Annotated in this window: 10 protein-coding genes; all 10 read right to left on the bottom strand. The window is 48.1% G+C overall.

Annotated elements, in window-relative coordinates:
* Window positions 1-5: 5 nt before the first annotated feature.
* Window positions 6-1232 carry a cell division protein FtsZ gene (gene ftsZ / locus PG915_RS03315; protein ID WP_353497858.1) on the bottom strand — a complete coding sequence of 409 codons (1227 nt, stop codon included), beginning with the start codon at window positions 1230-1232 and terminating at the stop codon, window positions 6-8.
* Between the two features lie 29 nt (window positions 1233-1261).
* Entirely contained in the window at window positions 1262-2524 is a 1263-nt protein-coding gene (gene ftsA, locus PG915_RS03310; protein ID WP_353497857.1) for a cell division protein FtsA, read from the bottom strand.
* A 116-nt stretch (window positions 2525-2640) separates the two neighbouring features.
* Complete coding sequence (locus PG915_RS03305) at window positions 2641-3384, bottom strand: cell division protein FtsQ/DivIB (protein ID WP_353497856.1); 744 nt, start codon at window positions 3382-3384, stop codon at window positions 2641-2643.
* A 284-nt stretch (window positions 3385-3668) separates the two neighbouring features.
* Window positions 3669-5129: a UDP-N-acetylmuramate--L-alanine ligase gene (murC, locus tag PG915_RS03300; RefSeq protein ID WP_353497855.1), complete on the bottom strand. Its 1461-nt coding sequence runs from the start codon at window positions 5127-5129 to the stop codon at window positions 3669-3671.
* A gap of 17 nt (window positions 5130-5146) precedes the next feature.
* Window positions 5147-6208 (bottom strand): undecaprenyldiphospho-muramoylpentapeptide beta-N-acetylglucosaminyltransferase, encoded by a 1062-nt coding sequence (murG, locus tag PG915_RS03295; RefSeq protein ID WP_353497854.1) that lies wholly within the window; start codon window positions 6206-6208, stop codon window positions 5147-5149.
* Entirely contained in the window at window positions 6195-7421 is a 1227-nt protein-coding gene (ftsW, locus tag PG915_RS03290; protein WP_353497853.1) for a cell division protein FtsW, read from the bottom strand. Before ftsW ends, murG begins: the two co-directional genes overlap by 14 nt.
* 15 nt (window positions 7422-7436) lie before the next feature.
* Complete coding sequence (murD, locus tag PG915_RS03285) at window positions 7437-8765, bottom strand: UDP-N-acetylmuramoyl-L-alanine--D-glutamate ligase (RefSeq protein ID WP_353497852.1); 1329 nt, start codon at window positions 8763-8765, stop codon at window positions 7437-7439.
* Between the two features lie 24 nt (window positions 8766-8789).
* Window positions 8790-9872 (bottom strand): phospho-N-acetylmuramoyl-pentapeptide-transferase, encoded by a 1083-nt coding sequence (gene mraY, locus PG915_RS03280; protein ID WP_353497851.1) that lies wholly within the window; start codon window positions 9870-9872, stop codon window positions 8790-8792.
* Window positions 9869-11233 (bottom strand): UDP-N-acetylmuramoyl-tripeptide--D-alanyl-D-alanine ligase, encoded by a 1365-nt coding sequence (locus tag PG915_RS03275; protein ID WP_353497850.1) that lies wholly within the window; start codon window positions 11231-11233, stop codon window positions 9869-9871. Before PG915_RS03275 ends, mraY begins: the two co-directional genes overlap by 4 nt.
* Window positions 11230-12729, bottom strand: coding sequence for a UDP-N-acetylmuramoyl-L-alanyl-D-glutamate--2,6-diaminopimelate ligase (murE, locus tag PG915_RS03270; RefSeq protein WP_353497849.1), 1500 nt, complete (start codon window positions 12727-12729; stop codon window positions 11230-11232). Before murE ends, PG915_RS03275 begins: the two co-directional genes overlap by 4 nt.
* Window positions 12730-12738: the final 9 nt, after the last annotated feature.

Here is a 12738-nt window from a genome sequence, read left to right as displayed (position 1 = left end):
GATTATCAATCTGCCTGACGACGCAAAAATGCTGGAATGTCTAAGTAGCCACTTTCCTTCTCAGGCTTAGGTGCTGCGCTGGTATTGCCGCTCGACACAGGTGCAGAGCTTGCAGTATTCGGCGTGTTCACCTCAACCTTCTCCTGATTATTTACAGGCAAAGATTGTGCCACCTTGTCCTCTACTTTTGCAGCTGGTGCTTGAGTTGACTGTTGGGGCTGACTTGCCGTCACTGGCGTTTTACCGCCTGCGACTAGCGTAATATCTGGCTTACGTTCGTTGCCAATACCCGTCGCAACCACAGTCACGCGAATTTCGTCGCTCATGTCTGGGTCTAGAGAAGTACCGATAACAACCGTTGCATTGTCAGACGCAAAGGCTTTCACTGTGTTACCAACCGTCTCGAATTCGTCTAGACGCATATCAAGACCAGCAGTGATGTTCACAAGCACACCACGTGCACCTGCTAGATCGATGTCTTCTAGAAGTGGGCTAGAAATTGCCATCTCTGCCGCTTCTTCTGCACGATCTTCACCTTTAGCAACACCGCTACCCATCATTGCATGACCCATCTCTGACATCACGGTACGTACGTCCGCAAAGTCGACGTTAATCATGCCTGGGCGAGTAATCAATTCTGCGATACCTTGAACCGCATTCTTCAGTACGTCGTTTGCACTTGCAAACGCTTCCAGTAGCGTAACGCCACGGCCTAGTACTTTCAGAAGCTTTTCGTTTGGAATCGTGATCAAAGAGTCAACGTGCTTTGATAACTCTTCAATACCTTGCTCTGCGAATAAAAGACGCTTTTTACCTTCGAAGCTAAATGGTTTCGTGACCACTGCGACGGTAAGAATGCCTAACTCTTTCGCGACTTCAGCAATTACTGGAGCTGCACCGGTTCCGGTACCACCGCCCATACCAGCTGCGATAAATACCATATCGGCACCAGTAATGCTTTCTTTAATTCTTTCTTTGTCTTCAAGAGCTGCATCACGTCCAACTTGAGGGTTTGCACCCGCGCCCAAGCCTTTTGTGATATCGCCGCCAATTTGAATAACGTGGTTGATGCTCGTTTTGCGTAGTGCTTGAGCATCGGTATTAACACTAATGAAATCAACCCCTTCGATTGACTCACGTACCATGTGTTCTACAGCGTTACCACCGCCACCGCCTACACCCACTACTTTAATGACAGCTTCGTCAGACATTTCCATCATCGGTTCAAACATTTGTTATCTCCGTTTTCCTGCAACTCAGGTTAAAACTCTTTTTGTATCCAGTTACGCAACTTACCAAAGATTGTCGACACCGATTGACGCTTTGGTTCGTTATAATCATTGTCGTCATTAATCTGACTGTCTCTTGCGTAATGAAGTAATCCAACGGCCGTAGAATGATACGGCTCTTTTACATAGTCCGTAAGGCCACTCACCTCTAGAGGCTTGCCTACACGAACCTGGTTACGGAATACACGTTCAGCGCACTCCACAACCCCTTCAATTTGTGCTGCACCGCCGGTTAAGACGACACCTGCTGCGAGATGGTGCTTCACACCGTTCTCTCTAAGTTTAGCTTGAACATTATCAATGGTTTGATTAACAAGTCCCATTAATTCTGTATAGCGCGGTTCTATCACTTCTGCCAATGTTTGACGTTGTAAACTGCGTGATGGACGACCGCCAACGCTTGGAACGTTCACTGTATCGTCTTTACTCACCAGTTCACTCAGTGCACAGCCATACTTCACTTTGATTTCTTCAGCATCACTCAAAGGTGTACCGAAAGCAAAAGCGATATCACTGGTCACCGCATTGCCAGCATAAGAGAACACTTCAGTGTGTCTCAGTGCTCCGCCAGTCCAGATGGAGATATCCATAGTGCCAGCGCCAATGTCAACCACGCAAACACCAAGCTCGCGCTCGTCTTCGGTGATCACAGCATTACTTGATGCCAGACCAGAGAAAACCAGTTGTTCGACTTTGAGTCCACAGCGTTCTACCGCTTTAATGATGTTTCTTGCCATGTCGTTATGACAAGAGATCAAATGAACACTCACTTCCATTCGAACCCCAGACAGTCCAAGCGGGTTTTTAATACCCTCTTGATAGTCTATGGTAAATTCCTGAGGAATCACATGAAGAATGCGCTGTTCATCACCAATTTTTATGGATTTAGCGGTATGAATCGCCCTGTCCATATCATCTTGTGACACTTCTTCCTCAGAAATGGTTCCCATGCCCTTTTCAATTCGACTCGCAATATGCTTACCAGAAAGTGAGATAAACACGCTGCTGATCTGGCATTCCGCCATCAGCTCAGCCTGATCGACAGCACGTTGCACGGATTTAACCACTGACTCAAGGTCGTTAACGCCACCTTTGTCCATTCCGCGAGAAGGACTAGAACCTGCACCAATGATATTTACCTGCCCGTCCGGCAAAACTTCGCCGACTAGCGCAGATACGGTCGCAGTGCCAATATCAAGACCGACAATAATATTGTCATCCGTGGTCTTCGTCATCTGTACTCTCTTATGTTTTGCTATCTCAAATCCCAGAGAACAACTCGCTTTGGTTGCCCAATTCCTAACTGAACTTAAGTATCGATACGCTAATGCCTATCGATACATAAAACCAGTTACCCTGCCGACTCCGTAAGATTACCTTCTGCTGTCATTTCAGCAGGAAACCAACCGACGGCTGCACCTGTGTCATATCGCAAATCGATGTAACTGATTTGAGATACCTTGTCACCCAGTTCGCGATACAAAGAGATAAAACGCTGCAAGCGCTCATCAAGTGCATCTTTGCCTAGCTCTAGACGGATCCCGTTATCTAGGATCACTTGCCATGCCCGGCGCTCATTCAACACTAACGAAGATATGGCTAGCCCTAAACTCGCTAACTTGGCATTGCTATCACGATAAGTATCCAACACAAAGCGTTCAGTACCCATCGGGCCATACAGTTTCACTTTCTGTTCTTCAATCACAGAAACATCACCGCTGAACACGACACCATGAATATCAAGCATATCGATGCCATTCCAAATTGCGCTAGCCTGGTACTCGGTCAAAAACACCTTAACTGTATCTGGCCACTGTTTACGTACCGATGCTTGCGAGACCCACGGAATTTGCTCAACACTTTGCTGAAGAACATCGATATCTTGAGACATGAAGGTCCCAATATGTTCCAAATTGGCAAAGGCATGCTGCACATCTTTAGCACCTACATGAGTTAGATCCCCTTGTAGCACTATCTTAGATAATGGAAGGCGCTGGTCGTCCCACATCCAGCTAATGGTGGAATAAAGCGTTGAACCGATGACTGCGATCACTGCAAATAAAAAAATCGCCCCGATCCCGTGTTGTGAAAACATGGAAGCTCGACGCGTTTGCTCTACACTGCTGTCTGAAGTTTCAGTCAAACTCTTTGGTCCCTTATTAACTTCTCTTCGCCTTTCCTTAAGATAGTGGAATAAGAGTCTAATCTAATGGTCTTAACCTAACGATTATACTAATCAATATCAAACTATCAAACACTCAACCCAAGAAAACTAGGCTTTTGCGCACTGAAACAACAAAAAAGTTCGGATGGGCGATCAATTCACTGTATCGCTCATTCGAACTCATAAATTATTCAATACACTCGAAAATCGAGAAACTAGCTATTTTGCATCACTTGGATATCTAACTTCATCTTCTCAAGCTGCTTAGCCACTTTACCAATATCACCAGCACCTTGCGTCAAGACTAAGTCGCCATCTTGCAAAAGATTGGATAAAACTGATGGTAAACCATTCATTTCTGGAACAAAAACTGGATCAAGCTTGCCGCGAGTACGAATAGTACGGCACAGTGAGCGGCCATCAGCGCCAACAATTGGAGCTTCTCCAGCCGAATACACATCCAGCATCACCAGTACATCTACCTGCTCCAGTACATTGGCAAAATCATCGTAAAGGTCACGAGTACGGCTATAACGGTGCGGTTGGAACACCATCACCAGTCGTTTATCCGCCCAACCATTACGCGCCGCTTTGATGGTGACGTCCACTTCTGTTGGATGGTGACCATAATCGTCGACCAACATGACACGGCCATTACCCGTTTCAAATTCGCCTAAATGCTCGAAACGACGTCCTGTACCTTCAGTACCAAGCATCGCCTTAACGATGGCCTCATCACTAATATTATCTTCGGTCGCGACAGCAATAGCAGCAGACGCATTCAACGCATTGTGTTCTCCCGGAATATTCAGGGTAATCTCAAGATTATCTCGGCCTTTTCTGACAACGGTAAACTTACCTTGCTGCCCTTCTTGGCGATAATTCTCAATACGTACGTCCGCATCCTCTGAAAAACCGTAAGTAATCACTTGACGACTAACACTTGGAATCAGCTCACGAACCACTGGGTCGTCAACACACATTACGGCCTGTCCGTAAAACGGCAGGTTATGTAAAAAGTCGATAAAGGTCTGTTTGAGCGTATCGAAATCACCACCATAGGTATCCATGTGGTCAGCTTCAATATTGGTGACGATGCTGACCATTGGTTGAAGGTGTAGGAACGACGCATCACTTTCATCAGCTTCGGCAATCAGGATACGGCTTGAGCCCAAGCGGGCATTCGTGCCGGCACTTTTCACCAAGCCACCGTTAACGAAGGTTGGATCCATGCCCGCTTCTGAATAGATTTGCGTAACCAGCGCTGTGGTCGTGGTTTTTCCGTGCGTCCCCGCAACGGCAATACCATGTCTAAAACGCATCAGCTCAGCAAGCATTTCAGCACGGCGAACCACTGGGATTCGCAATTCTTTCGCCGCAACTAACTCAGGGTTTTCAGGATCAATCGCAGTAGACACTACTACCACACTCGCAAGATCAATATTACTAGCAGCATGGCCAATAAAGACAGTCGCCCCCTTTTGCGTCAGGCGCGCTGTCACAGCATTCTCAGCAATATCAGAGCCGGTAATTTGATACCCCTCGTTCAGTAGCACCTCTGCGATACCACTCATACCCGCGCCGCCGATACCGACAAAGTGAATACACTTCACGCGTCTCATTTCAGGTATCAAGGCACGGATCTGCGCTAAGTCTGGTGTTTGTTGCTGTGTCATGAGTCTGTCTCGTTAATCTATTTTGTTAATTCGATAATTTCTTTCGCGACGCGTGTATCCGCATCGAGCTTAGCCGCTTGTCGGGCATTAATGGCCAGCGTTTTTAACTGCGTTCGGTCTAAGCTACGTATCTGTTCAGTCAGTTTTTCCACGCTCAATTGGGGCTGCTCAATCATATACGCAGCCTGGCAGTCGACCAAGTGGTCGCCATTAAGCGCCTGCTGACGATCTTTATGCATAAATGGAATAAAGATAGCGCCAACGCCGGCTGCAGCAAGCTCGGATACTGTCAGTGCACCGGAGCGACAAACCACAAGGTCTGCCCATTGATACGCTTCGCTAACATCATCAATAAACTCCGTCACCTCAGCCTTACTAACTTGGTTTTGCTGGTAAAGCTCAGCGACTTCTTGCTTGCTACCTTTTCCTGCTTGATGGCGAATCGTGTAGCCTTCACCCAGCGCAGCCATGACTGGTGGCAGCGTGTGATTGAGGATGCGAGCACCTTGACTGCCCCCCATCACTAAAATTCGAATATCACCATCACGGCCGTTAAGTCGTGTTTCTGGCGCTTCAATGTCTAATAAGTCTTGGCGCACTGGATTCCCTACCACTTCTGCGTCAGTAAAAGCGCCCGGAAATGCCTGGAACACCTTTTTGGCAATTTTGGAAAGCCACTGGTTGGTCAGTCCCGCGACGCCATTTTGTTCGTGGAGGACGACAGGGATACCCATAGTCCAAGCCGCAATGCCACCAGGCCCACTGACATAGCCCCCCATGCCGAGCACAGCATCAGGTTGCCAGCGCTTTAAATGTTGGCGCGCTTGAAAAATCGCACTGATGATCTGAAACGGTGCTTTAATCAGTTTAGCAATGCCTTGACCGCGCAACCCTTTCACTTTAATAAAATCAATTTCAATCCCGTGCTTTGGTACTAAGTCTGCTTCCATTCTGTCTGCAGTGCCAAGCCAACGGATCTCCCAGCCTTGCTCTTGCAAGCGCTTCGCAACAGCCAATCCCGGAAATACGTGACCGCCAGTTCCACCAGCCATCACCATTAAGCGTTTATTTTTCTTCATCTTGTTTCTTTTTCTTATCTGTTTCAGGCTCGCTGCTCGGTGCAGGCTCAGGTTCAATGTCCGGAAGCAGTCGACATTCATGGTCTACTCGTAGCAGTATCGATACCGCCACCGACATGATAATCAAACTGGAGCCACCATAGCTTATCAGTGGCAATGTTAGACCTTTGGTTGGCACCATGCCCGCTGCGGCACCTACGTTTACCAAGGTTTGAAACGCAAACCAAATACCGATGGCAAAACACAAATAGCCGCCAAAAAACTGCTGTTTTTCAAACGCACGCCTACCGATATACAGGGCTTTAATCACCAGTGCAAATACCAACATCAATACTAAGACGACACCAACAAACCCGAGCTCTTCAGCCAGCACCGCAAATACAAAGTCGGTATGCGCTTCTGGTAAGTACTCCAATTTTTGCACTGAGTTACCAAGCCCTTGTCCCATCCAGTTACCACGGCCAAATGCCATGAGTGATTGCGTAAGCTGATAGCCGCTGCCAAATGGGTCTTCCCAAGGGTCTAGAAACGAAGTAACACGTCTTACTCGGTATGGCTCGACCAAAATCAGCGCTATAACCGCGCTGACGCCCGCAACAAATAGAGCAATAAACTGTGATAATTTGGCACCAGCAATAAACAACATGCCAAACAAAGTCACCAGCATCACCACCACGGTACCTAAGTCAGGCTGTCCCAACAATAGAATGGCAAACGTGGTGAACACCATAATAGGTTTGATAAAGCCGCCAAAAAACGACTGCCTGACCTCGTCTTGCTTTCTCACCAAGTAGCCGGACATGAAGATGAACAGCGACAGTTTGGCTACCTCTGCAGGCTGAAGGTTAAACAGCCCAAGCGGTATCCAACGAGACGCGCCGTTAACGGACTTGCCGACGACGAGTACAACAATCAGCAAGAAAATAGATATCGCTAGCAAATAAGTACTGTATTTGAACCATTTAGCGATAGGGATTTGCAGAACCACAGCCGACGTACCAAGCGCTAATACCAGAAAGATAGCGTGGCGAAACATAAAGTGGAATGGCTGATCCGTCAGTCGAGAACTGATCGGAAACGAGGCTGAAGTTACCATCACTAGTCCCGTCACCATCAACCCAAACGCCAACCAAACCAGTTGTCGGTCATAAAGCGTATCTGGGGCACTGTGGGTCATCCATCCCATGGTGCGTTGTCGAATTTGATGAAACATAGTGACGAATCCGTGTTAACTAACTTGCGCTGAATAACGCTCTGCCAAATCGGTAAAGTGATCACCGCGAGCCATGAAATTGGCAAACTGATCAAAGCTGGCGCACGCAGGCGACAACATGACCATATCACCTTGCTTCAATTTTGGCGTGATCTCAGCCAATATATCGTCCATTGAAGCAAAGTAGCGCGCACTATCGTGAAGCGGTAGAAACGCTTCTCCATCGAGACCAAAACAGCACAGCTGAACATTGAGTCGAGAAAGCGGCGTAGCAAGCTCAGAAAAATCTGCGCCTTTCCCCACCCCGCCGACAAGCAAGTACAGCGTTCCTTGGAGTGCTAAGCCTGACAGAGCGGCAAGCGTACTTGCTACATTAGTGGCTTTCGAATCATTAACCCATTTCACGTTAGCTTGTTCGGCCACCACTTGGCAGCGATGGCTTAAGCCTCGATAAGATTTCAAGCATTCCAATGCCGAACGATAATCGATATTTGCTAGCTTGAGCAGCGCACAAGCGACCAAAGCATTTGACCAATTGTGCTTACCCACGATGCTCAGCTTATCCGCCGCGAGGATTTTAGCATCGCCATCCATCAACCAAGTGCGTCCATCAAATACCTGCATACCGAACTGCTTAGCATCAAAACCAAATGTCGAGAGTGCTAGAGACGTCTCTGTTGGATAAGTCTCTGGCTCATCGCGATTTACTAACACATGCTCAGCATGTAAGAAGATCCTGCGCTTGGCCTCGGCATAATCCGCCATACCCTCGTAGCGATCCATATGGTCTTCTGAAAGATTTAGAAACGTTGAGACTTGCGTTTTCAGCGACGACGTCGTTTCCAGTTGGAAACTGGATAGCTCAAGCACATAGAGATCGGCATCAAGCTCAAGTAAATCGAGCGCAGGAAAACCAATGTTGCCACCCACTCCGACACTAAGTCCCGCAGCCTTGGCCATCTCACCCGTGAGATCAGTCACGGTACTTTTTCCGTTTGAACCAGTAATGGCAATCACTGGCTTGTCATTTGCCCTAGCAAACAGTTCGATATCGCCAATGACAGAGACGCCGTTTGCCATGGCTGCGTGAATTTCCGGCGTCGCTAGAGCGATACCTGGGTTACACACCACTAAGTCAGCCTGCATCAACCAATCGGCTTCAAAACTGCCGGTATGTAGGGCAACGCCTTGCGGCAACTGCTCAGCCCCCGGCGGATTGTCTCGACTGTCCATTACTTGAATGGTCAATGTAGGATGATATTTACGAAGGTGATTAACGACGGAGAGCCCGGTAATACCGAGCCCTACGACGACCACTTGCTGAATGTCTTGCCAACGTTCCATGAACAAGGATCCCTAGCCTGTTGATTAACGTACTTTAAGCGTCGCTAGGCCAATAAGTACCAATACGATTGAAATGATCCAGAAGCGAACGATAACACGCGGTTCTGGCCAGCCTTTTAGTTCATAGTGATGATGGATAGGTGCCATACGGAAAATGCGCTGACCACGCAACTTGTAAGAGCCAACCTGAAGGATTACCGATAGCGTCTCCATTACAAATACACCGCCCATGATCACCAGTACGAACTCTTGACGTACCAACACGGCAATGACACCCAATGCGCCGCCAAGTGCTAACGAGCCTACATCACCCATAAAGACTTGCGCAGGGTAAGTGTTAAACCAAAGGAAACCAAGTCCAGCACCAACCATTGCAGTACAGAACACCACAAGCTCAGAGGTGTATGGAATATAAGGAATGTGCAAATAAGCTGCGAAGTTAACGTTGCCTGTTGCCCAAGCAATCACCGCAAAGCCGGCTGCAACCAATACCGTTGGCATAATAGCCAGACCGTCAAGGCCATCGGTCAGATTCACCGCATTACTGGTGCCAACAATCACAAAGTATGTGAAGACAATGTAGAACAGTCCCATTTGCGGCATTACATCTTTAAAGAATGGTACTACAAGCTGTGTGGCTGCCGTGTCTTGGCCGTGAGCATACAGAGCAAATGCCACCACCAAGGCAATCAGCGACTGCCAAAAATACTTCCAACGAGCGATCAGGCCATCGGTGTTTTTGCGCACTACCTTGCGATAGTCATCCACAAAACCAACGGCACCATAGCCAAGTAGCACCGCAAGTACAGCCCAAATATAAGGGTTACTCAAGTCTGCCCAAAGCAAAACGGTAATAGAAATCGCCGATAGGATCATTATACCACCCATCGTCGGTGTACCACGCTTGCTAAAGTGCGACTCCGGACCTTCATTTCGAACGACTTGGCCAATTTGCAGCATTTGTAGACGGGCAATCATTTTTAGCCCCATCCACAAAGAAATACCTAACGCAGTTAATACACTGACAATGGCTCTGAATGACAAATATTCAAACAGACGAAAAAAAGAAAAGTATGGCTGTAGTAATTCTGCAAGCCAAATGATCATGTGTATTTCTCCTTCAGTGCATTGGCGATAGTAAACATGCCAGCACTTAGCGCCCCTTTAACCAACAAGGTATGAGAGGTCTGGTTTAACTGTGTTAATGTGTGCTCGATATGCGCAAACATATCGTCGTGACTTTTAAAATGCTGTCCACCGCAAAGGTCACTGATTACTTTCGCATCCTCACCATAGGTTAAAACATGTTCAAATGCGAAAGGTGCAGCATGTTGTCCGACTTCTTTGTGAAGTGCAAGGCTTTCATGCCCCAATTCTGCCATGTTACCCAAAATCAACCAGCGCTGGGTTTGAGTAAACTGCCCCAACAGATCGACCGCCGCCTTCATTGCGGGAACACTGGCGTTATAGCTATCATCAATCAGAGTGAGCGTTTCGGTAAGCTTCTCAACATCAACACGGCGCTTCACTTTACTTAATGATTGTAAACCGTGTTGAACTTGCTCGAGAGTTGCACCAACTTGCGTTGCCAAAGCGGCTGCAGCCACTGCATTTGCCACATTGTGCTCACCGATAATGGTCAACTCAATCGAAATGTTGCCTACTGGGGTGTGGAGTGTAAACAACGGGCTACCAAGAGATGACAAGGTTATGTCAGAGGCGTAAAAGTCTGCGTGAACGTTTTGTTTGGCGATGCGCACTACCTGTTTGTCACTCAGTACCGATTGCCAATAGTCACCACCTTCACTATCAAGGTTCACGAGTGCAATACCACCCGCAGGCAGTCCTTGATAGATTTCCCCCTTAGCCTGTTTAACACCGTCAAGAGAGCCAAAACCTTCTAGATGCGCCTCGGCCACATTGTTAACCAGCGCGACTTCCGGCTGAGCTAACGCTGTTGTGTAGGCAATTTCACCGATATGGTTAGCACCCAGTTCAATCACTGCAAAGTCGTCTTGGGGTGTTGAGCGAAGCAAAGTTAATGGCACGCCGATATCATTATTAAAGTTACCCGCGGTATACAGCACCTGCCCTTTGCTAGACAAAATGCTGGCAATCATCTCTTTAACTGTCGTTTTACCGCAGCTGCCTGTAATGGCAATCGTTTGGGTTTGGCAGCGCTTATGAACTTCCGCCCCCAGTTTACCCAAGGCTTGTTTACTATCGGCAACCACGACTTGAGCAATGGCGACATCCAACTCTCGCTCAACAATTAGCGCTGCTGCGCCTTTCTCTGCCGCTTGCTCAGCAAAATCATGGGCATCAAAACGTTCACCAACCAAAGCAATAAACAGCGCACCCGGTTCGATGGCTCGCGTGTCTGTGGTGACATCTGTGATACTTATATCTTCACCCACTAGCTGTCCGTCAACAATGGTCGCGATATCCGTTAATTTGAGTTCAATCATAACGTCAGTCCTAGTAACTGTGCTGCCGTTTCACGGTCTGAATAGTGGACATTGTCATTGCCAATCACTTGGTAGTCTTCGTGCCCTTTACCTGCAAGTAGAATGATGTCGGAAGCACTCGCGTGCTTCACCGCTAGCTGAGCCGCATTAAAACGTTGATGCTCAACAAATGCGACCTCTGGCGCACTCATTCCCGCCAGCATATCTTCGACAATCGCTTTAGGATCTTCACTGCGTGGGTTGTCATCGCTTAAGATCACCTTGTCCGCTAACTGCTCAGCGATAGAGGCCATCATTGGACGTTTACCTTTGTCTCGGTCACCACCGCAGCCGACAATAACCCAAAGCTGGCCATCACAATGCACGCGAAGTGCCTGCAAGGCTTTCTCTAACGCATCTGGGGTGTGAGCGTAATCTACCACCAGCTTTGGTTTATCATCCGCTTGAAACAGCTCCATACGACCAAGTACAGGTTGTAGCTTGGATGCTGTATCCATTAGCGCTTGTTTATCAAAACCAAGCGCCAACAGAGCAGAAAACGCCAGCAACACATTGCTCGCATTGAACTGACCAATCAGCGGAGCATTGAGCTTGCCACTGCCAAAGCAACCATCAAATTCTAAAGAGATGCCGCCGTCACTATATTCAACCGATGTTGCCCAAACGCCCTTTGCGCCTAGCTGGCGCCCTTCAACAGACACAGCAATGGCATCGCTGCGCGCCGAAAGCCAGCGGCGACCCACTTCGTCATCGACATTCAACACCGCATGCTCGCAGTGATGCCCGGTAAATAGGAGTTTCTTGGCCGCTTCATAACCTTCCATCGTGCCGTGATAGTCCAAGTGGTCACGGCTGAGGTTAGTGAAAATACCTAGTGAGAAAGGCACAGCGGCCACACGACCTTGAACCAGGCCATGGGAGGAGACTTCCATCGCCGTGTATTGCGCGCCCAGGGCATCAAGCTGAGATAAAATGCGCTGCACATCAATAGCGCTGCCCGTGGTATTTTTCGCTTGTTGCAAATCGTTCAAGAAGCCATTGCCCGTGGTGCCCATGATGGCGGCTCTATCGCCGACAAGTTCAATCCACTGCGCGATAAGTTGGGTGATCGTAGTTTTACCATTCGTCCCTGTTACACCAATCACTTGCTGCTTGTACTGATAAAGACGCGCGGCCATCACCGACAACAAAGTGTCGAGCTGATAAATATGAACAACAGGCACGCCATCGACAAGGGTCACTTCGCCATGTTTGTGCTCAGCATCGGCCTGAGCAATCACTGAGTCGGCACCAGACTGAATCGCACGCTCGATAAACAGACGCCCATCTACCGTATGGCCGATGATCGCCACAAACGTATCACCTTGCTTAATAGCACGGCTATCAAGCTCCAAGTTAGACACATTGATGGCTCCGAGCGTGTCGTTTGCCATCAGTTTACTGCTGTCATCAAGCCATGGTTTTAATAGCTTTGCCAATGTCAAAGAGGTCAACATTGTTTCTCA

The organism is Vibrio sp. CB1-14 (genome assembly GCF_040412085.2).
Classification (GTDB): Bacteria; Pseudomonadota; Gammaproteobacteria; order Enterobacterales; family Vibrionaceae; genus Vibrio; species Vibrio chaetopteri.
Note: the sequence above shows the minus strand (reverse complement) of the source record. Positions and strands in the feature narration are given on the sequence as shown.

What these genes read in the sequence shown, in the direction of transcription:
- ftsZ (WP_353497858.1), bottom strand. Translation starts at nt 1,232, where the DNA reads ATGTTTGAACCGATGATGGAAATGTCTGACGAAGCTGTCATTAAAGTA.
- ftsA (WP_353497857.1), bottom strand. Translation starts at nt 2,524, where the DNA reads ATGACGAAGACCACGGATGACAATATTATTGTCGGTCTTGATATTGGC.
- PG915_RS03305 (WP_353497856.1), bottom strand. Translation starts at nt 3,384, where the DNA reads ATGTTTTCACAACACGGGATCGGGGCGATTTTTTTATTTGCAGTGATC.
- murC (WP_353497855.1), bottom strand. Translation starts at nt 5,129, where the DNA reads ATGACACAGCAACAAACACCAGACTTAGCGCAGATCCGTGCCTTGATA.
- murG (WP_353497854.1), bottom strand. Translation starts at nt 6,208, where the DNA reads ATGAAGAAAAATAAACGCTTAATGGTGATGGCTGGTGGAACTGGCGGT.
- ftsW (WP_353497853.1), bottom strand. Translation starts at nt 7,421, where the DNA reads ATGTTTCATCAAATTCGACAACGCACCATGGGATGGATGACCCACAGT.
- murD (WP_353497852.1), bottom strand. Translation starts at nt 8,765, where the DNA reads ATGGAACGTTGGCAAGACATTCAGCAAGTGGTCGTCGTAGGGCTCGGT.
- mraY (WP_353497851.1), bottom strand. Translation starts at nt 9,872, where the DNA reads ATGATCATTTGGCTTGCAGAATTACTACAGCCATACTTTTCTTTTTTT.
- PG915_RS03275 (WP_353497850.1), bottom strand. Translation starts at nt 11,233, where the DNA reads ATGATTGAACTCAAATTAACGGATATCGCGACCATTGTTGACGGACAG.
- murE (WP_353497849.1), bottom strand. Translation starts at nt 12,729, where the DNA reads ATGTTGACCTCTTTGACATTGGCAAAGCTATTAAAACCATGGCTTGAT.